The sequence below is a fragment of the Blastopirellula sp. J2-11 genome (assembly GCF_024584705.1).
GTDB lineage: Bacteria > Planctomycetota > Planctomycetia > Pirellulales > Pirellulaceae > Blastopirellula.
Genome location: NZ_CP097384.1, coordinates 3,079,145 through 3,105,340, shown reverse-complemented (window position 1 = coordinate 3,105,340; position 26,196 = coordinate 3,079,145). Strand labels below are relative to the sequence as shown.

At 57.0% G+C, this 26,196-nt stretch carries 19 protein-coding genes; 11 read left to right on the top strand and 8 right to left on the bottom strand.

What is annotated here, in order from left to right:
- Positions 1-15 precede the first annotated feature (15 nt).
- The 3 genes from M4951_RS12540 to M4951_RS12530 are packed head-to-tail and all read left to right on the top strand — an operon-like array spanning position 16 to position 7,305.
- A complete protein-coding gene (locus tag M4951_RS12540; RefSeq protein ID WP_262026818.1) occupies positions 16-1,392 on the top strand; it encodes a DUF1501 domain-containing protein in 1,377 nt (458 codons plus the stop codon).
- 42 nt (positions 1,393-1,434) lie between these two features.
- Positions 1,435-3,888, top strand: a complete 2,454-nt coding sequence (locus tag M4951_RS12535; RefSeq protein WP_262026817.1) for a DUF1549 domain-containing protein — start codon at positions 1,435-1,437, stop codon at positions 3,886-3,888.
- Between the two features lie 21 nt (positions 3,889-3,909).
- Positions 3,910-7,305: a WD40 repeat domain-containing protein gene (locus M4951_RS12530; RefSeq protein ID WP_262026816.1), complete on the top strand. Its 3,396-nt coding sequence runs from the start codon at positions 3,910-3,912 to the stop codon at positions 7,303-7,305.
- A 13-nt stretch (positions 7,306-7,318) separates the two neighbouring features.
- Here M4951_RS12530 and M4951_RS12525 read toward each other — a convergent pair whose 3' ends face one another.
- The 5 genes from M4951_RS12525 to M4951_RS12505 all read right to left on the bottom strand — a co-directional run bounded on the left by M4951_RS12525 (position 7,319) and on the right by M4951_RS12505 (position 13,298).
- Complete coding sequence (locus M4951_RS12525) at positions 7,319-8,011, bottom strand: CBS domain-containing protein (protein ID WP_262026815.1); 693 nt, start codon at positions 8,009-8,011, stop codon at positions 7,319-7,321.
- A 138-nt stretch (positions 8,012-8,149) separates the two neighbouring features.
- Entirely contained in the window at positions 8,150-9,802 is a 1,653-nt protein-coding gene (locus tag M4951_RS12520; protein ID WP_262026814.1) for an ABC transporter permease, read from the bottom strand.
- A complete protein-coding gene (locus M4951_RS12515; RefSeq protein ID WP_262026813.1) occupies positions 9,799-10,746 on the bottom strand; it encodes an ABC transporter ATP-binding protein in 948 nt (315 codons plus the stop codon). Before M4951_RS12515 ends, M4951_RS12520 begins: the two co-directional genes overlap by 4 nt.
- A gap of 4 nt (positions 10,747-10,750) precedes the next feature.
- On the bottom strand, positions 10,751-12,952 hold the full coding sequence (locus tag M4951_RS12510; RefSeq protein ID WP_262026812.1) for a hypothetical protein: 2,202 nt from the start codon (positions 12,950-12,952) through the stop codon (positions 10,751-10,753).
- Positions 12,953-13,037: 85 nt separating this feature from the next.
- Positions 13,038-13,298, bottom strand: a complete 261-nt coding sequence (locus M4951_RS12505; RefSeq protein WP_262026811.1) for a hypothetical protein — start codon at positions 13,296-13,298, stop codon at positions 13,038-13,040.
- 186 nt (positions 13,299-13,484) lie between these two features.
- Here M4951_RS12505 and M4951_RS12500 point away from each other — a divergent pair, with 186 nt between their 5' ends.
- The 3 genes from M4951_RS12500 to nadE all read left to right on the top strand — a co-directional run bounded on the left by M4951_RS12500 (position 13,485) and on the right by nadE (position 16,799).
- Positions 13,485-13,880, top strand: coding sequence for a metallopeptidase family protein (locus M4951_RS12500; protein WP_262026810.1), 396 nt, complete (start codon positions 13,485-13,487; stop codon positions 13,878-13,880).
- Between the two features lie 113 nt (positions 13,881-13,993).
- Positions 13,994-14,707, top strand: coding sequence for a putative metalloprotease CJM1_0395 family protein (locus tag M4951_RS12495; RefSeq protein WP_262026809.1), 714 nt, complete (start codon positions 13,994-13,996; stop codon positions 14,705-14,707).
- 91 nt (positions 14,708-14,798) lie between these two features.
- Positions 14,799-16,799: an NAD(+) synthase gene (nadE, locus tag M4951_RS12490; RefSeq protein ID WP_262026808.1), complete on the top strand. Its 2,001-nt coding sequence runs from the start codon at positions 14,799-14,801 to the stop codon at positions 16,797-16,799.
- 172 nt (positions 16,800-16,971) lie between these two features.
- Here the strand turns inward: nadE and M4951_RS12485 are convergent, their stop codons facing one another.
- The 3 genes from M4951_RS12485 to M4951_RS12475 form a co-directional block, all read right to left on the bottom strand.
- The gene (locus tag M4951_RS12485) at positions 16,972-19,725 is read right to left on the bottom strand and encodes a hypothetical protein (RefSeq protein WP_262026807.1); all 2,754 of its coding nucleotides are present in this window, start codon (positions 19,723-19,725) and stop codon (positions 16,972-16,974) included.
- 77 nt (positions 19,726-19,802) lie between these two features.
- Positions 19,803-20,309 carry a peptide chain release factor family protein gene (locus tag M4951_RS12480; protein WP_262026806.1) on the bottom strand — a complete coding sequence of 169 codons (507 nt, stop codon included), beginning with the start codon at positions 20,307-20,309 and terminating at the stop codon, positions 19,803-19,805.
- Positions 20,310-20,321: 12 nt separating this feature from the next.
- On the bottom strand, positions 20,322-21,011 hold the full coding sequence (locus M4951_RS12475; RefSeq protein WP_262026805.1) for an SDR family oxidoreductase: 690 nt from the start codon (positions 21,009-21,011) through the stop codon (positions 20,322-20,324).
- Between the two features lie 85 nt (positions 21,012-21,096).
- Between M4951_RS12475 and M4951_RS12470 the strand changes: the two genes are divergently transcribed.
- The 5 genes from M4951_RS12470 (at position 21,097) to M4951_RS12450 (ending at position 26,177) form a co-directional block, all read left to right on the top strand.
- Entirely contained in the window at positions 21,097-21,600 is a 504-nt protein-coding gene (locus M4951_RS12470) for a DUF309 domain-containing protein (RefSeq protein ID WP_262026804.1), read from the top strand.
- 446 nt (positions 21,601-22,046) lie between these two features.
- Positions 22,047-23,006 carry a DUF1559 domain-containing protein gene (locus tag M4951_RS12465; protein ID WP_410050434.1) on the top strand — a complete coding sequence of 320 codons (960 nt, stop codon included), beginning with the start codon at positions 22,047-22,049 and terminating at the stop codon, positions 23,004-23,006.
- 41 nt (positions 23,007-23,047) lie between these two features.
- Complete coding sequence (locus tag M4951_RS12460; RefSeq protein WP_262026802.1) at positions 23,048-23,509, top strand: hypothetical protein; 462 nt, start codon at positions 23,048-23,050, stop codon at positions 23,507-23,509.
- A gap of 579 nt (positions 23,510-24,088) precedes the next feature.
- On the top strand, positions 24,089-25,192 hold the full coding sequence (locus tag M4951_RS12455; protein WP_262026801.1) for a DUF1559 domain-containing protein: 1,104 nt from the start codon (positions 24,089-24,091) through the stop codon (positions 25,190-25,192).
- Between the two features lie 460 nt (positions 25,193-25,652).
- Entirely contained in the window at positions 25,653-26,177 is a 525-nt protein-coding gene (locus M4951_RS12450; RefSeq protein ID WP_262026800.1) for a hypothetical protein, read from the top strand.
- The last annotated feature ends 19 nt before the right edge of the window (positions 26,178-26,196 follow it).

Below are 26,196 nucleotides of genomic sequence, written 5' to 3'. Positions count from 1 at the left end.
ACCCCGCGCGGCGATATGCTTCAACTAACTTCTCGCGCCAAGTCGGTGACTTGCGACGGCATGGTCCGTCGCGATTTCTTGCAAGTTGGTGCGCTGGGTGCGCTCGGTTTGTCGCTTCCCCACTTGTTGGCCGCCCAAGCCCAAGGCGCCGTCGCCGATAATCATGACGAGCGCAGCGTCATCATGATCTTCAATCTCGGCGCGCCGAGCCAGATGGATACGTTCGATCCCAAACCAGATGCGCCGGCCGAAGTTCGCGGCCCCTTCAAGCCGATCGCCACCAAAAGCCCCGACATTCAACTGACCGAGATCCTGCCGAAACATGCGGAAATCGCTGATAAATTTTCGCTGGTTCGCAGCTGTTATCACACGGCGGCCGCCGTTCATGACACCGGCCATCAGATGTTGCAAACGGGGCGCCTGTTTACCGGCGGCGTCAACACGCCGCATGCCGGTTGCGTGCTTGAGTATCTCCGCGGCCGCAAGACCGACTTGCCGGCCCATGTGATCTTGCCAGAGCCGATGGGAAACACCGGCGGCAATCTGCCGCATGGACAAGACGCCGGATTTTTAGGCAAAGCGTTTGATCCGTTCGCATTGATGGCCGATCCATCGACACCGAACTTCCAGGTTCCCGACTTATTGCCGCCCAAAGAAATCGGCCAGGCCCGCTTAGAGCGTCGTCGCCGCTTGCGGCAGATTGTCGAAGGAACGATGCGCAATTTTGAGGCGAGCGAGAGCGCCAAGCTGATGGATGCGAACTTCGAGTCCGCCTATCGCATGATCACCAGCCCGGCTGCTCGTGACGCATTTGATCTCACGAAAGAGCCGCCGGCGCTGCGCGAGCGTTACGGCATGAATCGCTTTGGGCAAAGTTGCCTGTTGGCGCGACGCTTGATCGAAGCCGGCGTTCGCTTTGTCACGGTCAATACGTTTCTCACCGTCTTCAATGAGATCACGTGGGACATCCATGGCTCGAAGCCGTTTACGTCGATCGAAGGGATGAAAGAAATTGTCGCACCGATGTACGATCAGGCCTACTCGGCATTGATTACCGACTTGGTCGATCGTGGTTTGCTTGACAACACGCTGGTCTGCAATCTGGCCGAGTTCGGTCGAACGCCGCGTGTCAATCCTGCCGGCGGTCGCGATCATTGGCCGCAATGCTTTACCGTGTATTTCGCCGGCGGCGGAGTTCAAGGAGGTCGCGTCGTGGGACGCAGCGATCCCAACGGCGCCTATCCAGCCGAACGTCCCACACCGCCGTCCGAGGTGGTCGCGACCATCTATCGCAGTCTCGGACTCGATTTAGAAACAACGCTGCCCGGTCCTGCCGGTCGGCCATTCCCGCTAGTTGATTTTGGAGCGCACGCAATCGATGAATTATTCTAACGCGGCGCTATTCCCTGATTTTCTTCCACTTACAGAGGATCCATGCGCGTCCATCGTGTTTTCCTTTCACTCGCACTGGCCGCGGCTTATGCCGCCGTCGTCGGCGATTTGCATGCAACCGAGCCTTCGCTCCGCGTGCTCCCCGGCGAGATCGTCCTCGATACTGTCAAATCGTCGCAACGAATCGTTGCGCAGCGATTGGACGGTGACCAGGCGTTGGCTGAAGCCCGCGATGTGGTCTGGAAATCGTCGGACGAATCGATCGCTACTGTAAAAAATGGATCGGTCTTTCCGCACGCAAACGGACTGGCGACGATCACCGCGACCGCAGGAGAACAGACCGCGACAGCGCAAGTGCGCGTCACGGGGCAAGATGCGGAGTTCCACTGGAACTTCCGCAATCAAATCTTGTCGATCTTCTCGAAAGCGAACTGCAACGGCGGCGCTTGTCATGGCGCATTGGCCGGCAAAAAGGGATTCAAACTCTCGCTCTTCGGGTACGATCCGGCGTCCGACTATGACTCGATCACGCGGCATGCCCGCGGACGCCGAGTGACGTACAGCGATCCAGGCCGCAGTTTGTTGCTGTTGAAGCCTACCGGTACGCTTCCACATAAAGGAGGCGTGCGATTTGAAGTGAGTTCGCCCGACTACATGGCGATCGCCGAGTGGATCGCCGATGGCGCTCCTCCTCCCCAAGAGTCCGACGCGCGGTTGGATCACCTCCAGATCTTGCCGGCGGCAAGTCGTCAAACTCCCGGCGACGAGCAACAGTTGGTCGTGATCGCGCATTACGATGACGGTCGCCGCGAAGATATCACGCGTTGGGCCAAGTTTGACTCGGTCAATACTTCGGTCGCCGAAGTCGCCGCCGACGGTCACGTCTCGATCGTCGGCCCCGGCGAAGGCGCTGTGAAGGCCTGGTTTTTGAACCAAAACGTCCTCGCATTCGTCAGCGTTCCTTATCCAGGCGAACCGGCTTCAGCAGCGATCGCAGCCGCGCCGCGACGCAATTTCATCGACGAGATGATCCTGGCGAAACTCGATAGCTTGAATCTGCCGCCGTCTCCGCCGGCCGACGACGCCCAGTTTGTCCGCCGCGCTTATCTCGACGCGATCGGCGTTTTGCCGACCACCGCCGAGACGCGCGATTTTCTCGCTGACGATGATCCGGCCAAACGCGACAAGTTGATCGACGCACTTTTGGAACGTCCTGAGTTTGTCGACTATTGGTCCTACCAATGGTCCGATCTGCTGTTGGTCAGCGGCGATCGCCTGCGTCCTGAAGCGGTGAAGAGCTACTACGGTTGGATCCGCGGTCAGGTCGAAAAAAACCGACCGTGGGATGAGATGGTGCATGAACTGGTGACCGCCAGCGGCGGGACCTACGACAATGGCGCCGCCAATTTTTATGCGCTCCACCAAGATCCAACCGTGATGGCTGAAACCGTCGCCCAGGCGTTTCTCGGTCTCTCGATCGGTTGTGCGAAGTGCCATAACCATCCGCTGGAAAAATGGACCAACGACCAGTACTTCGGCATGGCGAATCTCTTTTCGCGCGTCCGCGGCAAAGGCTGGGGAGGCGATTTTCGCAGCGGCGACGGCAAGCGAACTGTCTTTGCCGACACCGCCGGAGAATTGGTCCAGCCGAGAACCGGCAAGCCGCAATTGCCTCGTCCTTTGGACGGCGAAGCGATCCCGTTTGATGCGACAGACGATCGCCGCGAACATATGGCCGACTGGCTTACCTCGAAAGAGAATCCCTATTTCTCGCGGGCCATTGTCAATCGCGTCTGGGCGAACTACTTCGGAGTTGGCCTGGTCGAAAAAGTAGATGATGTCCGTCTCACCAATCCGGCCAGCAACGAAGAACTGCTCGCCGCAACGCAACAGTATCTGGTCAAGCATGACTTCCAGCTAAAAGAACTGATGCGGGTCATTATGCAATCGGCCGCCTACCAGCGCAGTAGTCAACCGCTCGCCAGAAACGAAAACGACGGACGCTTTTATTCTCGCTACTACCCGCGTCGGCTTTCCGCAGAAGTGATCCTGGACGCTTACGCCGCCGTAACCAAGGCGCCGTCGACCTTCCAAGGCTTTGACGCCGGCACCCGCGCGATGCAGCTTCCCGATGCGAGCGTTCAATCCGATTTTCTAGCGACCTTTGGTCGTCCCGAACGTCTGATCACCTGCGAGTGCGAACGGAGCGATGAGCCGTCGATGACGCAGGCGCTGCATCTCTACAACGGCGAGACGTTGCTGAAAAAGCTGGGCGCCAAAGATAGCCGTTCGCGCCAATTAGCGACAAGCGACAAGTCCGCAGCAGAAATCATTGAAGAGGCCTACCTGGCGACTCTTTGCCGCTTCCCGACCACCGCCGAAACGGAAGCGATCTCCGCCGAGTTTGAGCAACTCCAAGCCGAGGATCGTCAAGAATTAGTAGACGATCTTTTCTGGAGCCTGCTCACGTCGAAAGAGTTTCTCTTTAATCACTAAATCATTCTCCCCCGGCGTGCGATGCGAATATTACTTCTCACCACAGTCCTGCTTTGTGCTGCGAGCACCGCGACGGCCGCTGAGCCGACCGTCGACTATACGCGCGATATCGGCCCGCTTTTGACCAAATATTGCGCCGGTTGCCACAATCCGGACGACGCGAACGCAGATCTGATCTTGACCACCTATGACGGTCTGCAAGCTGGCGGCGCAAGCGGCCCGCTTCTCTCGTCCGATCACCCCGACAAGAGCCTTCTATTGGCGGTGCTCGCCAAAGACGGCGAACCCAAAATGCCCCCCGAAGAAGAGCCGCAGCCCACGGCGGGAGAACTCGCTTTGCTGCGGCGTTGGATTCTTGCCGGCGCGAAAGGCCCCCAGCCTGACGACGCGTCTCCCAAGATGAACATTCCGCAGATCGCGGTCCGCGCCGATCTGCAAGCCGGCACAAGCTGCATCGCACTCTCTCCGCAGGGAGAACAAATGGCGATCGCACGCTATGGCAAAGTAGAACTCGCCACGTTTCCGGCTAACAAAACGCTTTTCCAGTTAGAGTTTCCCGGCAAAGTGAACCAGATCGCCTTCTCGGCGGATGGAACCCTGGTTGCCGGTGCAGGGGGGCAAGTCGGCGTGAGCGGCGAAGTTCGTATTTGGGACGCCGCGACGGGCCAGTTGCAGCAAACGATTCGTGGACATCGCGACGCGATCTATTCCGTCGCGTTTTCGCCTGATGCTCGCGTGCTGGCGACCGGCAGCTATGACAAAGACGCGATTATTTGGGATCGGCAATCCGGCGCGCCGCTGGAGACTCTGACCGGGCACAACGATGCGATCTACGATCTCGCTTTCCGCAACGATTCGAAAGTACTAGCGACATGCAGCGCTGACCGGACCGTCAAATTGTGGGACATCGCCACCGGCGAACGGCTCGAAACCTTTGGCGAAGCGCTAGACGAGACCAACGCCGTCTGTTTTTCTCCCGCTGGAGATCGCGTCGCCGCCGCCGGCGCCGACAATCGTATCCGCGTCTGGCAGGTAAGCAAATCGGCCGCTGAAGGAACCAATCGGCTTCTCTTTACGAAGTTCGCTCATGATGCGCCGATTCTTGATCTCGTTCTTTCTCCCGACGGCCAACTGTTGGTCTCGGCGGCCGAAGACCGCACCGTAAGATTTTGGCGATTTGCCGACATGGAATTGTTGGGCGCGACACCGCACCAGGCCGACTGGCCGGTATCGCTGGCGGTGACGCAAGAACAAGCGCTGGTCGCCCTGGCGCGCGGAGATTGGCAAGTCGAACCGCTCGCGGCGATTCGCGCCAAATTGAACGATGCAGCCGAAACGATCGGCCTTCCGTACCACTCGCCGCCAGCAATTCGTTCCGCCGAACAAGTCGCCTGGGAAAAGCTCCCCAGCGCCGACGAAGCGGAACCGAACAACGTGGTGGAACAAGCAGGATCGCTGGTCTGGCCGCAAGTCATTCGGGGCGTTTTGCAGGATGATGGCGAGGGCGCTGATGTCGATCTTTATCGCTTTACGGCCCAAGCCGGCGAGCAGATCATTTTCGAGACGCGCGCCGCACGTGACAAAAGTCCCGCCGATACCTGTTTGGAGATTCTGGATGCGCACGGAGCGCCTGTACCCAACGTCTTGCTACGCGGCGTACGGGACGCCGAGGTGACCTTCCGCGGAATCAATTCTTCGACAATCGACTGCCGCACGACCAACTGGGAAGAGATGGAGTTGAACCAGTTCCTCTACATTCAGGGAGAAGTCGTGCGACTCTATCGCATGCCGCAAGGACCTGATTCTGGATTTAATTTTTATCCCGGACAAGGAAACCGTCGACCTTATTTTGACACGACCGCCCATGCTCATGCGCTGTTTGAACCTTGCTATATCGTCGAGCCGTACGCGCCGGGATCCGAGCTGCCCGACAATGGTCTGCCGACGTTTACGCTGAACTATCAGAATGACGACGACAGCGCAGGTCGCGGATCAGGCGACTCACAGCTCTCCTTTGTTGCGCCGCATACCGGCGATTACCTGGTAAGCGTCCGCGATGTGCGCGGCTTTGAAGGCGCCGACTACAAGTATCAGCTGATTGCGCGGCGGCCGTTCGCAGATTTTTCAGCCAAGTTGAACGGCGCCAATGCGACCATCAACGCCGGAAGCGGCAAAGAGTTCAGCATCAAAATCGAACGGTTTGACAACTTCAACGGTCCGGTAGAAATCAAAATCACTGGCTTGCCCCCTGGTTTTCAGGCGACATCGCCGCTGGTGATCGAAGCTGGTCATATAGAAGCGACCGGGGTACTCTCGGCGCTGCCTTGGGCGCCGGCGCCAACCGCGGCGAATGAAGCGATCTCTAAGGTGATCGCTCGAGCGACGATCGATGGACAGGAAGTGACGAAGGAGATCGGCAGTCTCGGCAAAATCCAACTCGCCGAGCGCCCCAAGCTGGCGGTCTATCTTTCTCCGCAAAGTTCGACCGGCAGCCCCTTTGGCGATCCGCCGCCAGAGCGGACTTGGAAATCGTTGCGCGCGGACCAGTTCACCACCAGCGAGGACAGTTCCGAGCTCGCGCTGCTCAACGATGGTTCTCTGTTAGCGATCGGCGCCAATCCAGACCACGATCACTATCGGCTAGAAATTCCCCTGGCCGCAGGCGAGACGCTGCATGCGATCCGTCTCGATGCGTTGGGTCATGCGTCGTTGCCGAGCGGATCGCCTGGTCGCGGCGCGGACAACGGCAACTTTGTTTTGACCGAGGTGAAGTTCTCGTATCAGTCGGCCGGACAAACGCCGCAGCCCATCGATATCGCCGCAGCAAGCGTTGATTATGCGCAAGACGGTTTCAGTGCGACGGGCCTAATCGATGACGATGCGAAAACCGGCTGGGCGATCGCCGAGCCCAAAGATGGCAAATTTCCTGTCAAGAGAAATGGGGAAGATCCGGCCCACTACGCCGTGTTGGAATTGGCCCAACCTTTGGCGACGTCGGAAGCCGGAAAGCTGATTTGCGAGCTGCGCCACGAAGGAAACGCCGGTCATCAACTTGGACATTTTCGCTTGTCCGCGACAGAGGAGCCGCCGGCCATGCCCGACTATCCATTTCCGGCGGTTCAAGAATTAACGATTGTCGCCGGCGAAACGATCACGTGCCAACTGCGCGTGGATCGCAACGGCTTCGACGACCGCATTCAGTTCGACGTCAATAACTTGCCGCATGGAGTCATCGTTGACAACATCGGACTCAGCGGCGTTCTGATTCCGGCTGGTCAGCGAGAGCGTACGCTGCATTTGACGGCGGCCGCTTGGACGCCTGCTTCGCAGCGCACGTTTCAAGCGTCAACCAAGGTCGAAGGAAAGCAAACCTCGTTGCCGATGCGACTGCGCGTCGTGCGACCAGGCGCCAACTAGAACGTCGGCGACTCTAGTTGGAGCAGGCTTCGGCGTACTCTTCCTGCTGCGACGGTTCGCCGCGCGATATTCGCTCCATCTGCAAAATGCGCAGGACGCTTTGCAGCGTGAGCAGCAGATCGGTCGTGGTAATAATGCCGACAACACGATCCTCATCCACCACCGGCAAGCAGGAGATGTTGTTCTCAATCATGTGCGACACCGTCGGCAGCAACATCGATTGCGGCGAGATGGCCATGACCGGGCTATGCATCAGGTCGGCGGCCACGCCATCTTTGGCTGCGAGCAGATCTCGATCGCTAATCACGCCGACGGCGCGTTCCGTCTCATCGACAACGACCAGATGTCGCAAATGCTGGGCGTTCATCAAGCGGCGCATTTCCACCACCGAACGGCCCGGAGCCACGCGAACTACCTGAGTCGACATCAGACTGCGAACTTCGATCTGGTTTTCCAGCAGCAAGTCGAGATCTTTTTGCAAGCGGCGGAGGATGACTTGTCGCTTTTCATAAAGCTGAGAACGCCGACCTTCGCTGGCTTTGGCGTCCGGCTTGGCTGCTGCGATCGACTTGCACCAACGGCTAGTGAGCAAATAGCCGACCAGTACGCCAACCGCCAGCGACATGATCGCCACAGCGATCGTCGGCGCCGCCGCTTGATCAAAATCCGCCATCGATCCGAACAGCGCATGGACAAAAGTCATCATCTTTCTACCCCCCAAGCTTGAGAAACATCCTTATTTCAAACGTAGGGCGAAAACGAGTTGTCGGCGGTCACAAGCCGAGAAGTCAGACGGACTAGTCGACCGTCGAACGCCGCAAAGCCGGAACAATCGGCCCAATCGTCATGCATCATCCCACGGACTATCAGCGCCAGGCGAACGGAGAGGGGCCAGCAACTCATCTTCTTCGCTGACACGTTGAGGGATCGCTTGCGTCGTGGGAACAATGTCTGAGGCCGAAATCAAGATTTGCAGGAAAAAAATGAGGGCGCCTCCCAGCGTCAGCATAAGAACGCTCCCCCCAAGTTCCGGGTTCCTAACCACGTTCGCGCTATCGCTGATCGCAACCAGCGTCCAAAAGGGATTGCTGATTTGCACGATGCTATAGTCATCGTTCGGCAGCCAATAGGTCGAAAACTGCACGATGATGGGAATAAAAACTCCCAACAGCAGCAGCAACAAGTGAATAATCGCGGACAGGAAAATATCGCCGGAGCCGATTCGGCGCAAACCGATCATCAGAAATCTTCCGACGCCAAGATAAATCACGACATACGCCGTCGCGACCGCCACAAACGCGAAGAGCATCTCGAGATCGGCGACGGCGCCGATCCTTAACTGTTGCGTGGCGGCAGCCAGCACGATGATCGACACGGCTCCGCTAATCATGCCGCTGGTCGCAAATAAATATCCGCGCGCCGGCCCCGGCAAAAACCAATTGGAAAACAAGCGACGGAAAGTCGATTTGGGAATCGAGCGACGAACGCGCGGCGAGAGAGCCGGACTTTCGCCGACCATCAACGCACCATGCACTCCCCAATGAATCGCCAAAAACGTCACCATTGCCATCAACGCACCGGTGTCATAGGAGGATTCGATGAAGCCCCAACAAAACCAGATGAAAAAAAGGAAGTGTTGCGTCAGCATGACGATGCGCAACTTTGTCGAACGATTCTCACTGGCGAACGAAATCGCCGCCGCCGCCGCGAAATAGAGAAGCGCGAGATAGCTGAAGTAAAAGGTAAGAGCGCAGACCGTAATCGTCCAGAACATGGGGTCGTCATAGCGCCGCCAGCCAGAATCTTCGACCACCGCGCCCCAGGTCAGTCCAATCGCCGCGAAGAAGGCGATCAGAAACAGGATGATGACCGCGACGGACAATACTGATTGCCAAGACTTGGAACTGGTGACCGTCGCCAACAACAGGCCCGCCATCGACAACAAGACGGAAGCCAGCGTTGCGGCCATCATCACATAACAGATCGTGATAATGTCGATGCCGCGCAGCAAATAGGTGAACGCGACGCAGGGAGCCAGCGCCGAGAGATAGACGATCATCTGCAAGACGGCGCTCCCCAATTTCCCGCTGATGATCTTCTCTGGCGGCAAGGTCGACACCGACAGCAACTCATACGTTCCATCCTCACGTTCTCCCGCTAACGAGCGAAACGCGGTAAACGGGATGATCACCATCAATGGGAAGAGCAAAATATCGACGTAGCCGACCAACATGATCGGCCCGTTGGCCGAATAGTAAATCGCCGGCGAGTTAATGGCCACGCCTAGCAGCGACCAGGCCCAACCACAGGCCAGCACCAAGATGAACGTGACGGCGAATTGACGGCTTTTGAGCGCTTGCCGCGTCTCCTTCACCAAAATGGGATTGAGAAATTCGCTCCCATATTCGACCCACTGATCAAAACGCTCCCAACGGCTCGCGGGGGGCGCGGTCGCTTGCTTCTCTTCGCTGGTTGCGGCCGACTCCACCGTCGTCATTGCACTCTTCCCTGGGTCACTGTCAGAAAAACGTCTTCCAGCGACGTATGTTTGGCGCCGAATTCAGCGACGATAAAATTCGCTTTGATCATTTCACGCAACAGCGCCGCTTCCGAGACGCGATCGCCGGCATGCGAGAACATCACCAGTTCGCCATCGACCAGAACATTTGACATATCTTCGCGCTCGGTCAACCAGGCCGCTAACCCGGCGGCGTTTTCTAAACAACGAACTCGCACCGTCGCATGGGTGACTCTGCCGCGTTGAATGTCGGCGACGCTGCCGGTCGCCAGCAATTGACCTTGTTCGATAATCCCGACAATATCGCACATCTCGGCCAGTTCGGTCAGAATATGCGAACTGACCAGAACCGACTTGCCGTCGCTCGCCAGACGGCTGATCATTTCCCGCAATTCGATCCGCGCGCGTGGATCCAATCCGGCGGCTGGTTCGTCCAGGATCAAGACGGCCGGGTCATGGATCATCGCACGCCCTAGGCAAAGTCGCTGCTTCATCCCTTTCGAGAGGCCGTTTATCGCCTTTTTCGCCAGCAGATCGAGCCCGGTAAAGTCCATCGTATAGTTCAGCGCTTTGCGGCGATCATTGCCGCGCAGCCCATACGCTCTCGCGAAAAAGTCGAGATACTCCCAGCAGTTCACGTTCGAGTAAGTGCCAAAATAATCAGGCATGAACCCCAACCGACGGCGGACGCGATCCGGGTCATTGATGACTGAGAACCCATCAATCAGCGCGTCGCCTGCAGTAGGCAGATCCAGCGTCGCCAAAATGCGCATGCTTGTCGTTTTGCCGGCGCCATTGGGGCCGATATAGCCAAACACTTGCCCCGCTTCGACTTCGAACGAGATATCGTTCACCGCTTTCGTCGCGCCAAAAAAGCGATGCAAGCGCCGCAGTTCAATCATCGGAAACGAAGTCGCGATCATCGGCTTACCATTTTCCTCGAATCACTTCGACGCTCATTTCTGAACGAAAGCGGGGGACTCCGACTGGCGTCCACGCAGACCGTTCGACCAACGCTTCGTAGGTGTAGGGAGCGTTGGGAAAACCGGACCGGACCGATTCGTTCAGTTCCCGCTCCAACCGACTTGTCGCGTGCGACACTGATATCGACTCTTCCGGAATCTGCTGATAGTAATATTGGTTGCGCGAGCGATTGCTGGCGCGATAGGCGTACTGATCAAAGCCGATCGGCAGTTGCAGATCAAAGCCACTAAGCAGGCTGCGAATTTCGCCCGCCGTTTTTGGCGTGCTGTACGTCAGCGTTCTCTTTTCGCCCGCTTTCAAATCGGTCGCCGTATAGAGATGCTTGTCGTCCTTCCCTGTGATCACGACCATTGAGACGTCGACCCCCAACAAGTTCTCGACGACCAGCGCGTCTCCTTGCTCGGTGATCGCTAATTTAAGTTCGGTTTTGTTCGGCTGCACTACCAGCATTTGATGCGTTACGCGCGAGCGAAAATAGCCCCGTTTCAAGTGTTGGGCATCATCGCTAACCACCAAAACATGATCTTGCCCTCGATCGCTTGGCAGTTGATTAATCTCAAACACCGCCGCCGACCGCGGGAAGGTAAAGCCTGATGACGGCGCTAATCCTGCATAGTAGGCTTGCCGCGACCAGGTGACGGCGTCGCCTGAGCGTTGGTCCAGCAGCGTGATTCCCCGCGTACGCAGCTTGACCCCAAAGCCGTCAGAGAACAACGCAAAGCCGACCAGCGCCATGGTCACCATCGCGGCGCCTACCGGTACGGTCACAATAATCCAGTTGAGTCGACCCGCACTACGCAACAGAAAATAATTGACAGGGCCGATCACGATCACGAACAGTGAAATCAGAAACTGGAATGACGTCACCGGCGCCTGACCGACTCCGGGAATCATAAATTGCCAGTAATGCTGGTTCTCTCGCAATTGCGAGAGACCGTTTCGCTGAAACCACATCCATCGATCGCTCCCAACCCGGTCAAGCAGATCTTTCCATTGCCGCGTGTCGCCTGGAAAGGGAGAACCTTCGATCGCTACGACCAATCCCATTTGCCAGGCTCGCATCTTGATTTCGATCGGTGGAAGAGGTCCCTTCGGATTGGTTCCGGCGCGAAACGTGCCGTCGTCTCCCACGTACGAGCCGACATAGTTGTTGCCGTAGTAGCCCCGCGTCCGTAGCTGATCGACTCCGGCGCGGCGCGCGAACGGACTTTGATCGAGCCAATCGTCATTCTCGCTGGTCGGGGGCATTCCCAACAGCTTCGCCAGTTCACTGCGATCGGTGGAAAATGATTTCTCCTCCGTTCCCAGGTCGGTCACCAGCAGATTGCCGCCGCAACGAATCCACTCGGTAAGCGCCGCGAACTGCTCCGACTGGTTCGCTTTCATCCCTCGCAGATCAGACAACGAGACAAACGCCAGATCGACGGAGGTCAGATTGATCCACTGCTTGGGCATTTCACTCGGGTTTAAGACGTCCATTCGCCCCATCGACCAAAGCGTATTGATGACCTCCAATCCCGTTTGCCCACCGCCGACCAGCGCGCTCACCGATCCGCGAGCTGAAGTGCCGGTCTCGTTGATCAAGACGCGCAAATCAGGAATCGGCGACTTCCCCTTTTTGTCGAGGATCCGCTTTACTTGCTCGTTGTACCAGGACGCTCGTTGCATGCGATTGGGAGCGTCGGAATCAATCACGACGGTCGCCGGAAACGACTCGCTCGCACTGTAGAGTCCGTCTGTAATCGCCACGGGACCGGCGCTGCCGGTTGATAGGTCTTTCAGCTGGGTCCCATCTTCATAGGTCGTTACATCCATCTGGTACCAGAGCGCCGTCGAGGGCGCCGGAACCTCGGTGGTCACCGTGGTCGCTCCTTGCGGCAGTTCCACTACGGCGCTAATCGTCTGACGGTTCCGCCAATACCATTGATCGGCGCCGCTCAGCTCGACCGTCAACACACGATCCGCCTTGGTCGGCATGCCGTTCGAAGTGTTCACGGTGACCCATATCGGTCGATAGCCGCTATTCTCCACCCAGTTCGTCTCGACGGTCATCGTCAGGCCATGCTTGACCGTCTTTCCCTTTTGGGGAAACGGAACGATTCCCCAATTTTGCCCCCACGCCGTTGCGGTCGATGTCAGGATCAATAGTACAATCCCTAGCGCACGCCATGTTCGCTTGTCTGCCTGCATTGGATGGTGGTTCCTGAGAAAGCGGCGGCGACAACCGGCGTTAATCGGCGACATGGTGATCGGTCGGCAAAATCTGTGGAGCAGGGGTCTCGTTGGCGAACGGAGAACGGAGCGTTTTGCGTTGCGTCGCCCCAAATACCGCCGAGGCAAGCGCCGCAACCGAGAACAACATCGCCTGGCCAAGCACCCAAATAGCCAGCGCGACCAGCGACAGCATGACGGCGATCGCCCAACCGTGACCACGCACGGCGCTGGCCAATGTCCAACAGACCATCGCCAGCACGGCGGTGCTGAGCAACATGCTTCGAATCGTAAATTGCAGTCCTAACATGTCGCCTATTGTCTTCGACTTAGCGAGGTTTTCAAGAATATTGTGAATCTCGTCCCCTATCCACTGTTCGACCAGGGGGGCGCAATCTTGGCTAAGCGGCCATTTTTCCCTATGGTTATTCGTAGCTGGTCGCGTTTGTCCCGAGAATTATCTTCCATGAATTCAGAACTACGAGATCATTTCGACACGGAACTCGACGCCGTTTTGGCCGCGCTGCCCGAAGCGGTCCATCAAATCCTTGATCAAGTCCCTCTGTACGTCGAAGACTATCCGTCACTCGGCTTGATGAAGCAATTGCAGATCCAGCACCGCAGTCACCTCTGTGGCCTCTACACCGGCATTCCGCTGACCGAAAAAAGCGTGACGCACAGCGGAATCTTGTCAGACGCGATCCAGATATTTCGCGAAGGGATCATCGCCCAAACGATCTCGGTCGCCGGAAACCTGACGCGCGATGAGCTCCGGAATCAAATTCGCATCACCGTCCTGCATGAACTTGGGCATTTTCACGGGCTCTCAGAAGACGACCTGCAAGAGCTTGGCTACGGCTAATCGCGACAATTTCTGGTTGCATAACCAGTATTTTCGGAAAACTAGCCAAGACTTCGCCGCCCAAGGTCGAAATTGAAAATGGAGCATTCCCATTTTCAAACCGCACTCTGGCCATGCACGTTCAACCGTTGCTACTTTCGTCGACCAGCCTCATCGGCTCGACGCTGCGCAGCGGATCGACGTCGGCTTGCTCCAATTGCGTTTCCAGTGATGACGCCAAACCGTCGACGCAGCCCGAGGATGAACTCACCCTCTCTCCCGAAGCCCAGGCCGCAGCCGCTGCGACAGAGCTGACGCCGGAAGAGCAAGAACAAGTCCAGAAGCTCGAGAGCCGCGACCAAGAGGTTCGTCAACACGAACAAGCCCATTTGGCGGCGGCTGGCGGCTTTGCCCTGGGAGGCCCGACGTTCACCTATCAGCAAGGCCCAGACGGCCAGCGATATGCGATCGGCGGCGAAGTCCAAATCGATACGTCTCCCATCGACGGAGACCCTGAAGCGACGCTCCAAAAGGCTCGAGTGATTCAAGCGGCCGCCCTTTCGCCCAGTGAGCCCTCATCGCAAGATCAAGCGGTCGCTGCAGCCGCGGTCCAACTGATTCAGTCGGCCCAGCAAGAGCTGCAACAACAAAACGCAGACCCAACGGCAGAAGAGGGGCTCGATGGCGATTCGCTCCTCGCCAGGGTCGACGTGAATGCGTCCTCCGGCCCAAGCAACGCCGACGCCGCAGCCAAATCGTCGATCATCAGCTATTTCGCCCAAGAAGCGGAAGCCGCCTATTCGCAAGCCGATCTCAAATCGGCCAGCAGCCTCTTTCTGCTAGCGTAGAATAGAGTGCCGACCGCGAACCTCTTTTCCTCGGGCGGCATCTAGTTATTCTATAGATAGTGTTATTTCGACACCTTAAAGGGTCCATTTGGTGAAACTGGTCAAGGTCGCTGCCGCCGTCGTCAATCAAACGCCGCTCGATTGGCAGGGAAACTGCGACCGTATCCTCGCCGCGATCGAAGAAGCAAATCTCAACGAAGCGTCGATCCTGTGCCTGCCGGAGCTGTGCATTACCGGCTACGGTTGTGAGGATGCGTTTCTTTCGGCCGACATGCAACATACCGCGTTGGCGATACTGCAAAAGATCGCGCCGCACACGCGCGACATGTTTGTCACGCTCGGCTTGCCGATGCCTTACCGCGGCGTGCTCTACAATGTGGTCGCGGTCCTGGCCGACGGCGAGATCGCCGGCTTCGTCCCCAAACAAAATCTGGCCGGCGACGGCATTCATTACGAGCCTCGCTGGTTTAAACCTTGGCCTGAAGGACTGCGGGCCGAAGTCGAAATCGAGGGTCGCTCGTACCCGTTTGGCGATTTGGTCTTCCGCATTGATGATGCGTTGATCGGATTAGAAATCTGCGAAGACGCTTGGGTCGCCGATCGCCCTGGCAGTCGACAGGCGCGAATCGGCGTCGACATTATCTTAAATCCAAGCGCCAGCCACTTTGCGTTCGGCAAGCATGAAATCCGTCAGCGATTTGTGCTGGAGGGATCGAGAGCGTTTCACACCAGTTACGTTTACGCCAATCTGCTGGGGAACGAAGCAGGCCGCGCCATCTATGACGGCGACGCGATGATCGCTTCCGGCGGCCGCATGTTGACGGTTGGCCCGCGACTCTCGTTCCATGCCTATCTGGTCACGACGGCGGTGATCGATCTCGATCTGACGCGCATGTATCGCGCTCGTAGCGATGCGTTCCGCCCCGACTATCAAGGTACGCTGCAACCGGTTGTTCGCGTTCCCTTTACCCTTCCCGAAATCGAGCCGGAGCCAAGTCACTTTGAACGAGCGACATGGGAAACAGGGAGCGATGTCAAGCAGGAAGAGTTCACCCGCGCCGTCGCGCTGGGGCTTTACGACTATCTGCGCAAGAGTCATTCGCGCGGCTATGTCGTTTCGCTCAGCGGAGGCGCCGATTCGGCCGCGACCGCGCTGTTGTGCAGTCTGTCGCTACGCATGGCGGCCGAAGAGTTGGGCTTTGGAGCGTTAAAAGAGTCCCTCCCTTTTATTCCGGCCGCCAAAGAAGCCGAGTCGATCGAGGCGCTGGTGACCGCGACTCTCGATTGCGTTTATCAAGCGACTCGCAACAGCGGAGAAACCACGCTTCAAGCGGCCAAGCAGGTCGCCGCCGCGATCCACGCCAACTTTCATCACTTTCACATCGATCGCCTGGTCGAACTGTATACGGAACTTGGCGCGCAGGCGTTGGGGCGCCCCCTCACGTGGGCGACCGACGACATCGCGCTGCAAAACATCCAGGCTCGCACACGTTCGCCCAGCGTCTGGCTGCTGGCGAATCTGCGCGGTTCGTTGCTGTTGTCGACCAGCAATCGCTCGGAAGCGGCGGTTGGATACGCAACCATGGACGGCGACACCAGCGGCGGGCTCTGTCCGATCGCCGGCATCGACAAAGCCTTTTTGCGACTATGGCTCAGCTGGATGGAAACGACCGGACCGGCTGGCTTTGGTGCGACGCCCGAATTGAACGCAATCAACGTTCAAGCGCCGACCGCCGAACTTCGCCCGCAAGAGTCAAAGCAGACCGACGAAGACGACCTGATGCCGTACGACTTGCTCGACGCCATCGAACGGGCGGCGATCCGCGACAAGCAATCGCCGCTAGAAACGTATCGCCAAATGCTGGCCCAGCTTCCGCAATACGACGAGCAGCAATTGGCCGTCTGGATCGAGCGGTTCTTCAAGCTCTGGTCGCGCAACCAGTGGAAGCGCGAGCGTTACGCTCCCAGCTTCCACTTGGATGACGAGAACCTAGACCCGAAAACCTGGTGCCGCTTTCCGATCCTCTCGGGAGGATTCGAGCGCGAATTAGCCGAAATGTGGCGCGCGATGCGGGGAGAAGAGGAAGGGTAAAACCTTGACTCGCTCACATCTCGGCGCTAAGTCTGAAAGCGAACGCCATAAATTCGCGCTGCACTGTTTCCGCTTCACTCGAAGTATCCTGCGTGCAGCTTGTCAAGTTTTCCATCGAATCCAATCGCTCCGTCATTGATCTAGAACGATTTCCTCTATCACTCATTCCGTGCTAGAAGTCGCGCCCTTCCGTCTGCGGAGGAGCGATTTCTTCCGCCGGCTTTTTCTTCACCGGCTTCTTCTCCTCTTTCGCTTTCGGCGCAGCGCCGAGACCAAAGAAGTTGAAGGTCGGCAGCTTCAGCGACGGCTCTGGTTTTTCGCGCCACATATCGAGTTCGGCGTTGAGCACCACTTGCCCGTCTCCCATGTTGACGCGCGCGTTCAGGCCGCGGAACCATTTCAAGAAGTTGGCTTCAAACTCTAGTTGCTCGTCTCCCCAGGCGGTCGATTGCCACCGCATCGCGTCTCCCGTGCCGGTGATCTCATAGGTTCCTTCCAGCGGACAGACAAACTGCAGGGCCAGCAGGTCTTCCACAAAGTCTTTCGCTTTCTCCTCCGGCACGCCGAGCTGCGCGGAAACCGCGTTAAACAAGCGCGCACTTCCCAGCGAGCCTCGTTTCGCCCAAGACTGCGCCATCGCGTTGGCGAGGGGAGTCACATCGGCGTCCGAGATGTCGCCGATGTGTAAGCGCGCCTGAGCAGGATGCTCGTCCTCGGTCAGCGCCAACTGCGGCGTTACGTTCCGCAAAATGTCAAAGTGGAACGACAGCGTCGAGAAGCCGTTGTACTCGCGCCGCCAAAGTCCCAGCGGAAACTGCGAGTAACCATATTGATCCGGCGCGGCGAACGCACCGATCACCGGAATTTTGTCCAGCAAACCAGGCTTCGGCCACGCGGTCAGATAGCCGGGCGTCGCCTGCATCATCCGCAACGTATTGAGAATTCCGCCGCTGGCGTAGTTATCGATCGGAAACGGCACATCCTGCAAACCGAGCGCGTAGTGATACAGTTGATTGTCCAAGTCCCCCTTCAGCACAAACTGAAGCATCGCGACGTCACGCGCAGCCGGAGCAATTTGACGTTTTAGCGGCGGGCCTAACCGATCGGTCAGCATGCCGTATTTCTCTTCGACAAACGGCGTCATCCGCGCATCAATCGTCAGTCGTTCCGTCCCCTTGTCGTCAAGCTTAAAGCGGTAGATGCCCGCCATGAGCGGATCCATCTGGCTCCAATGAGAGACGTGAAATTCACGAACACGCTCAAAATCGCGAGCCTCCGCGACGTTGACCTTGGTCACCGGAACATCGGCAATCGGTAAAAAGTTGCCCGGCGCTCCGCGCAACGAATCTTGCAGCGCTCCATCAATCTCCACAACTCGACTGCCGTCGCTGCGGCGTCCGAACGAAGTCGGCAAAAAGCCGCGTTCGATCAACTCATCCTCCGAGAGTTTGACAAACCCTTCGTTCATCGCCGCCGCTCGCGCCATTTTCAGCAGTTCGATCTCGGTCGTCGCGCGCAATCGGCGGCGCAGTTCGACGCGGTACTGCGGGCTATACAACCCCTGAAAGAACTGCGACGACATGTAGCAGAAAATCGTGTCTTCCCGCTTCAGCGGCAAAAAGGTGCGCGCCTGTTGAAACTCGGCCGTCGCCCCCAGGCTGTCGGTATCGGGGTTTAACGTGACAAATCGTTCGGCGATCGTGCGCGAAGTGGTCACCAGGTGAAAATCACCCCGACGAGCGTAGAACGAACGAATCTTGTTGTCCGGCGTCGTTAACGCCGAGATCTCCTTGCCGGCGATCGTGATCGTTTCTAGTTTGGCGCCTAGCTTTTTGTTCAGCTTCAGCGATTCTTTCCGATTGGTGTTGATGTCGTTTGCGAGCAGGTCATTCGATTTGGCCTGAAAGAGCAACCCAAACGCCGCTCCCTCGCGGGTGTAGGCGTCACGACCGATCATCGCGACGTCGGCGACGACCGAATCGCCAAACAGCTCGGACAGTTCCGACTGTTTCAACGCCAACTGCTTTTGGACAACTTCGTTCAGCTCAAGCTTGACGCCGCGATTCGCGATCATCATCCCCAGATCGCCGCCGTTTTCCTCCATCAGCTTGTTGAACCAAAGATAGTTGCTCAACTTGCCGAAGCGGATGTAAAAGCAGTCGGGCGGCGCCGCTTTCGCCAGCGGTTCTATCGGAACATCAGAGGCCGGCCGGGGCGCGATAATATCAGACCAGTTGATCGGCCGCGGCGCCGGTAAATCAGCCGGGTCGGTAATCGATTCGTCCAGCATCACCGAACGCATCTCGGCGGCGCGAACTTTGTCAGAGTTGAGCAGCACGAAGACCGACTGTTCAGGACTGAACGCGTCTCGATCTTTCAAATCATTTTGCGATAGCGGAGGCGCCGGCAAACCCAATCGCCGCGACAGCATCGCGGTCATGTAGGTCTCCATCACCATCGGGTAGTTGGCCCACTCTTTTTGTTCACGTAGATTCTCGTGATACTTGCGCCACCAGAGCATCTCCATCGCTGTCAGCATCGATGCATGCGGCGGAGGAGTCGGCGTCAGGCGAAATTTTTGCGGAGTCGGCGTTGCAACCGTAATGTCGAGCGGTTCGGTCCCCGTGAACAAAAAGTAAATCGTCAACCGTTGCGGCGGCGTGACGTTGTTGATCCCCGTCAGCGCCTGCAGGAATCCAAGCACGCGTTGTTTTTCAAACGCGGGATAGAAGATCCGGTTATCGGTTTCATGGATCGAAAAACCGTTGCTGTCGATCGGGTCGCCAAAGTCCGCTTTTTGAAACGAGACCGTGATTTGACCAACGCCGAACGGTTGTCCGCTGATCGCGATCGCCTCGGCGGCGGCGGCGCCAGAAGAGGCCAGCGACATGACGCTGATTCCGAGCAAAGCTATCCAAATTCGCATCGCACTATCCTTGGTTGAAGCGTCCACTCGCTCGCTCCTTCCCTAGGAACGGTCCGCTGGGTGCGGTTCGCGAGTAACTATGTCAACGGGCGCAAACCACGCTCGGCCCGCTGTTGATTGAATTGTTGAAACGCGGCAGGCTCGTCTTTAAGAAAACGGACCAACTGCGTCGTACTGCAAGATAACGCCTGAGCCGTTCGTTTTGCATCCCAATCGGCCGCCGCGAGGTAATCGAGCCCTTCGGCCAACAGCGACGGAAAGTCATCATGCGTTGGATTCACGGCGATCTTGCCTCCCCGCACCCGCGATTTCCAGAGCGAACTGGGGGAAGCGTCGAGCGAAGTCTCGCAACGAACCTGCACCGCCAAGCGTAATCTTAGCCGAAAGATCGCAATTTGGCGATTTTCGGCCTGGGACCGGCGCTCGTTCGCTTCGGCACTGATCTTGGTCGGCTGATGGGTCAATACGACGGCGGTCTCCACTTTGTTCCGGTGCTGCCCCCCCGGGCCGCTGCGCCGCTCGCGGCGCATGTCGCACTCGCCCAAAAGGCGATCTTCGTTCTGATCGGCGGGATGTTCGCGCATGCGACGGGTCACTTAGACAGATGCGGTAAGCGACTTGCCGTTGTCGCGGGGACCAAGTTTCAACAAAAAGGGGGCGCCGACCTCGGCCCATTTCTCGGCCGAGGAAAATCCATTCGCACTTTCGCCCAAACAAATCTGCAACATATCGGTGTTCACCGCGCCGGGACTAAACGGAACCGCCGCCATGCCGCGGGGAAGTTCTTTCGCCAGCGCCAGCGTCATTCCTTCGACCCCATATTTGGTGCTGCAGTAGGGCGCTACTTTCGGCGAAACCGAACGGCCCCAGCCCGAACTGAAGTTGACGATCACCCCCTGCTGGCGTGCGACCATCGCCGGTACGAAGCTGCGGAGGACGTAAAACATCCCTTTCAGATTGACGTCCATCAGATTGCTGAATTCTTGGGGATCAATCTCCCACAGCACTTTGGACTCGTTCATCAACGCGGCGTTGTTGACCAGCAGATCAGGCGGACCAAACTGGGCGATCACCTCGGCACCCCAAGCCGCGACCGCTTCGTACTGCGTCACGTCGAGCACGTCAAACCGATGCGGGCCTCCCAACTGCTCCGTTAACTTGGCGACATGCTCCGCATTTCGCCCGCAGCCGATGACCGTATGTCCCGCGTCGGCAAACTTGGACACCAGCGCCCGGCCTAGCCCGCGGGTGGCTCCTGTGACCACAATAACTTTCGCTTCGCTCACTTGTCGCTATCCTTACGATTGCCGTCGGCCGTTCGCTCCTACTCAGCATACGGCCCCAGTCCGTTGGAGAAAACCAGAGCCGCCGATGCATCGTTACGTCCCCCACCTGCAGCTTCCTCCTTATTCCTACGTGCCGGGGATGCACGTTCATCCGCTGTCGCATCCTGACGGACATAGCTACCAGATGCATCCGCCAAAGCTCGCGACGCCGGTCGAGCTGCGAACTTGCGAATGCTTTTTGTGGGGAATCGATCTCTTTAACACCGGCTACTATTGGGAAGCGCACGAGGCCTGGGAAGCCGTCTGGCAAGCCTTGGGAAGAGGAGGAGAGCAAGCCGATGCGATCAAAGGCCTCATCAAGCTAGCCGCCGCCGGAGTCAAGGCGCGCGAAGGAGCGCCGATAGGCGTCGCGCGACATGCGGCCCGAGCGTTAGAACTGCTTAGCGCCGCCGACGAATCGATCTTACCCATCCATCTGTTGGCAATTCGCCAACTCGCCGCAGATCTCACTGCGCACCCCGACGCCTATCAAAACCAGGAAACGGCGCCGGTCCGACGCATCTTTGCCGTCGCGATCACGACCGCATAACAAGCAAGCTTTTTTGAGCATGTAACAAGTCGGCGACGACTCTCCTCAGACGTTTTTTCTCGAAACGCGCATCCGTTTTAGAAACCGACCAGACAGCCCATCGGTAGCGCTTTCGCGGTTACAGGGAAGAGATTTCTTTGTTGTAAGGCGTTAGTGAGGCATTCTAGAACATCTACGATACCCTTTCCATTAATTGCATCTATTGCAAGCTGCCATTTCAAATTACTGTATCAAATGAAGTGTCGATTTTATGCCAAATAGCGATACACTCGATCTTGTGATCCTGGCGGATGGTTGCGTTGTTCGCGGTAATATCCCGTAATATCATTCGGAGATTTCCTCTCATGGCTCGCTCTCATCGACTCCTTCTCGCATGTTCTTTTCACGTTCAGCCGGCTGTTCAATCACCACCTTCCAGCCGGAAGCCTTCTCGACCAACTCGCCGAATTCGACCCGGCTTTACCTTGGTCGAACTGCTGGTGGTGATCGCAATCATCGGCGTCTTAATCGCGCTGCTGCTGCCAGCGGTGCAACAAGCTCGCGAAGCGGCGCGGCGTGCTACTTGTATCAACAAAATAAAGCAAGTTGGCCTCGCGTTACATATCTACCACGATACGCACAGCGTCTTTCCTCCGGCCGGCGTCAACTACGGGTGGTGCACCCTGGGAACTCCAGATCCCGATAGAACCACACATAACAAAAATGGCCTGTCCTTCCTGCTGCCTTTTCTCGAACAGTCGGCCCTCTACGACAGCATCAATCAGAATTCGGCCAACAGTGCCCAGAACACCGGCTATTGCTGCAGTTATACGGGAGCGGGTGCGCCGCTGGCTGGCGATCCGGCTGATAATGCCGATGAGATGACGACCCTGCTTGATGTCTTTCTCTGTCCTTCCGATTCTGGAAGCACCCACTTGGGAACCAGCGCAGCCTATGGAACGACGGTCGCACCGGGGCCTGCCAAAACAAATTATGAATTGAGTTCAGATCAGACAATTAGTTGTAATTACTGGGCGACCCAGGGAGGCGCCTCACGTAAAATGTTTGGCGAAAACAGCAAGTGTAAAATCCGTGATGTCACAGACGGCACGTCCAATACGATCATGGTCTGTGAAACGACTCGGGAAGTTTACAACGGCGACGCGCCTGCCTGGGGGATGCGTGGCTGGGTGGCATCTGGCGGTGATGTCGATCCTGGGATCAACGTCTGGGACATTCCGACTGGATGGACTCGCCCTGATGTTGGAAATTTAAACAGCTGGGGACAGGTCGGAAGCCTGCACAAGGGTGGTGCTCATTTCGCGTTGGGCAGTGGCGCAGTGAGTTTCTTTCCCGAGAATATGGACCTCACAATATTGATAGGGCTGGGAAAAATTTCTGATGGCTCTGTGGTGCAAATCCCTTAAGCCTGCTGATACTTTTCTGTTCTCTTTATTTGAGGTTGTCCATGAGTGCTATCGAGTTCCGGCTGTCAATGATCGCGATCGTCCTACTGATAAGTGGAGTTTGTGCCGGTTGTGGATCCAGTGAGGAAGGCCCTGAACTAACGCCCGCTACTGGAATGGTGATGTTGGATGATAAGCCGCTGGTGAATGCCGACGTTTATTTTCTGCCGATCAATGACACGCCGGGTATCGGGGGAAAAGGTCGAACCCGAGAAGAAGGCGAGTTCGAAATTGTTTATTACCGGGGAGGTCAGGGTTTGCCGGCAGGCGACTACCGAGTGGCGGTAAGCTATCGTCTGATGCCCGATGGGGCCCCGGTTCCGGAAAATGACACCACGCCTCCCATCGAATCGCCGGCCAGGGAATCACTCCCTTCCAGATACTCAAGCCAGGAACAGTCTGCATTGAGAGCGACTGTGGCTTCGGGACAACCTGTGGAATTGAAGCTGACTACGAAAAAGTAGGGGAAAGCCCTCCGGTAATCCTCCGATCTTTCACAGAGAGGCTTGCGAATCCTGCTTTGCAAATCTCTTTTTTGGGGTCCATCCGGCTTTATCGTGCGTCTCGTAGAAGGTCTCCGACTGTTCGGATAATTTTTCAGCGGCGATCGGCAGTCCCATCGCAGACAAGCTCTGCCTGGAATGAAAGCGCTGGGCGCCTGTCGTCGCACCGCCAACCAAGGCAGCCCATCTAGAGTGAAAGCGAGCCCCAGCTCTTGCTGATTCAGCTCTGAAATCCATGTTCTGCGGTTTTACTCGCACTGCGTCTCTCTTTATTTCTCGACACCCGGGGCTGCCGGCATTCGCGCGATCGGCCGCTTCTGGGAAGAGAATTCCAGTTAGTGCAGTGATATTGCGTGGATCATCGACATTCGCTCGCTTCACCCCATCGATTGCATCTATTGCAAGCTGCCATTTCAAATTATTGTATCAAATGAAGTGTCGATTTTGTGTCAAAAAGCGATAGACTCGATCTTGTGATCCTGGCGGATGGTTGCGTTACTCGCGGTAATATCCCGTAATATCATTCGGAGATTTCCTCTCATGGCTCGCTCTTATCGACTCCTTCTCGCTGGTTCTTCTCGCGTTCGGCTGGCTGTTCAATCACCACCTTCCATCCCGAAACTTTCTCGGCAAACTCTCCCAATCCGGCCCGGCTTTACCTTGGTCGAATTGCTCGTGGTGATCGCCATCATCGGCGTGTTGATCGCACTGTTGCTGCCGGCGGTGCAACAAGCCCGCGAAGCGGCGCGACGCATGGACTGCAGCAACAAAATGAAACAGTTGGGCCTGGCCGTACATAACTATGTTTCGACCCATAGCGCACTCCCAGCGTCAAGTCGCGGCTACGGTGGATGTGACGATCTGGGGCCTGTGAACGGCGAGATCAAAAACGCCAATGGGCTTGTGTCGCTGCTTCCCTATATCGAGCAACAAAACCTGTACGACCAATTCAACCACAAAGAAGCCTACGCGATCTCGACGACTCACCAATATGCGCTCGGCGGCACAATCGTGGGTGACCCAGTCACCAATGGAAACGCCGCACTAGCCGAAACGGAACTAGAAGCGTTCCTCTGCGTTTCCGACAACAATCCGGTCAAAGGGAGATGTGCGGGATCCGCCTATGGCCCAGGCGGATCTTATTCCGGCGCCGCGACCAATTATGAATTCATCGTTTCCTGCATTCCGGAACTCTATGATTGCAATGCCTACGTGAAGGCGTCTGCCGAAACGAAACGAATGTTTGGATCCGACGTCAATACGCGTCTGGCCGAAGTTGTGGATGGCCTGTCCAACACATTCATGCTAGGAGAGACCACCAAGTATCACGTCAACGGCGGTGCGTTTGCTTGGGCTTATCGCGGCTGGACCATGACCGGCATTGATCCCCATCGCGATGCGACCTATGGCGGCATCAACGTCTGGCATCAACCGTGGGCTCATGTAACTTGGGAAAATCCTCCCTTCACTCCCATTCGTGGTCGCGCACGTAGTTGGTGGGTCGCAGCCGCCAGTTTGCATCCCGGCGGTTGTCACTTTGTCATGGGGGACGGATCGGTTCAATTCATCGCAGAGACCATCGATAAGCCAACCTTGCTAAATCTGACCACGATGGCGGATGGAAAAGTAGTCTCGCTTCGTTAGCACATGCATCTCAACTAGAATGCCTAATGTCGAAGGACGAATGTCTAATGAAGGAAGAAACGACTCGGCCGTTCGGTCTTCATTAGACATTAGGATTTAGACATTCGGCATTTTATCCAAACGCGTTTCCCTCGCTCGCGCGTATTGAGGTTGCGCTATTTAGCAATTCAGGAAGTGTTGAACACGGGTGAAGCACGATCAAACAGGGGCCGAATCCACCGAAAATCGTCACACTAGCCCGCCAGCGCCAGCGAGGGAATAGAGTTGGCGATCCTAACCCGGATTGAAGTGGCGAGCCGTATTCCCTCGCTTGCGCTGGCGGGCTAGCGTTCGATTGATTCGAAATAGCGCAACTTCAAAACTCGCGCGTCGGGCTACGAAGAAAAGGTGGCTTAACATTCCATATTTTCAAGTCGCGCATGATCAGTGCGATTATTTATCAAAATACAGGATGAGTCTGATGATCCAGCTATCGAAAATAACCTTTGTCTTGATCGCAATCGGCGCCGTCGGTTGCAGCGATCCAGGCCCAGCGCGATTTCCAGCCCAGGGAATACTGACGCTGGATGGGAAACCGCTTCCCTTCAAGAGCATTACCTTTTACCCCGTCGATGGAACAGACGGACAAGGCGCCTCCGGCAACACCGATGCGGAAGGAAAGTTCAACTTGCTGACAATCGTTCCCGGCGCGGTGCGCGACTACCGCGGCTGTCAGCCTGGACGCTATCACGTGATTGTCCAAGAGCCGATGTTTCCTATCCATGCCGCCAATTCAGAAGGATCGCTTCCCCTGGAATCGATCCAAGGCGAATCGATCGAAGGGATCGGGCCTCCTGCTGCGATCAGCATGATTCAGCCTGTCCGCCGCAAGGCAGCCAAAGAACGCATCCCTGCCGTCTACAGGTCAGAGACGACGTCTCCCTTGATCGTCGAAGTAGGAGAAGGGATGGAACCGTATAAATTAGACCTGGGTTCCAAATCCTAAAACAGCGTGATTGGAAGTC

What these genes read in the sequence shown, in the direction of transcription:
- M4951_RS12540 (WP_262026818.1), top strand. Translation starts at nt 16, where the DNA reads ATGCTTCAACTAACTTCTCGCGCCAAGTCGGTGACTTGCGACGGCATG.
- M4951_RS12535 (WP_262026817.1), top strand. Translation starts at nt 1,435, where the DNA reads ATGCGCGTCCATCGTGTTTTCCTTTCACTCGCACTGGCCGCGGCTTAT.
- M4951_RS12530 (WP_262026816.1), top strand. Translation starts at nt 3,910, where the DNA reads ATGCGAATATTACTTCTCACCACAGTCCTGCTTTGTGCTGCGAGCACC.
- M4951_RS12525 (WP_262026815.1), bottom strand. Translation starts at nt 8,011, where the DNA reads ATGATGACTTTTGTCCATGCGCTGTTCGGATCGATGGCGGATTTTGAT.
- M4951_RS12520 (WP_262026814.1), bottom strand. Translation starts at nt 9,802, where the DNA reads ATGACGACGGTGGAGTCGGCCGCAACCAGCGAAGAGAAGCAAGCGACC.
- M4951_RS12515 (WP_262026813.1), bottom strand. Translation starts at nt 10,746, where the DNA reads ATGATCGCGACTTCGTTTCCGATGATTGAACTGCGGCGCTTGCATCGC.
- M4951_RS12505 (WP_262026811.1), bottom strand. Translation starts at nt 13,298, where the DNA reads ATGTTGCTCAGCACCGCCGTGCTGGCGATGGTCTGTTGGACATTGGCC.
- M4951_RS12500 (WP_262026810.1), top strand. Translation starts at nt 13,485, where the DNA reads ATGAATTCAGAACTACGAGATCATTTCGACACGGAACTCGACGCCGTT.
- M4951_RS12495 (WP_262026809.1), top strand. Translation starts at nt 13,994, where the DNA reads ATGCACGTTCAACCGTTGCTACTTTCGTCGACCAGCCTCATCGGCTCG.
- M4951_RS12485 (WP_262026807.1), bottom strand. Translation starts at nt 19,725, where the DNA reads ATGCGAATTTGGATAGCTTTGCTCGGAATCAGCGTCATGTCGCTGGCC.
- M4951_RS12480 (WP_262026806.1), bottom strand. Translation starts at nt 20,309, where the DNA reads ATGCGCGAACATCCCGCCGATCAGAACGAAGATCGCCTTTTGGGCGAG.
- M4951_RS12470 (WP_262026804.1), top strand. Translation starts at nt 21,097, where the DNA reads ATGCATCGTTACGTCCCCCACCTGCAGCTTCCTCCTTATTCCTACGTG.
- M4951_RS12460 (WP_262026802.1), top strand. Translation starts at nt 23,048, where the DNA reads ATGAGTGCTATCGAGTTCCGGCTGTCAATGATCGCGATCGTCCTACTG.
- M4951_RS12455 (WP_262026801.1), top strand. Translation starts at nt 24,089, where the DNA reads ATGGCTCGCTCTTATCGACTCCTTCTCGCTGGTTCTTCTCGCGTTCGG.
- M4951_RS12450 (WP_262026800.1), top strand. Translation starts at nt 25,653, where the DNA reads ATGATCCAGCTATCGAAAATAACCTTTGTCTTGATCGCAATCGGCGCC.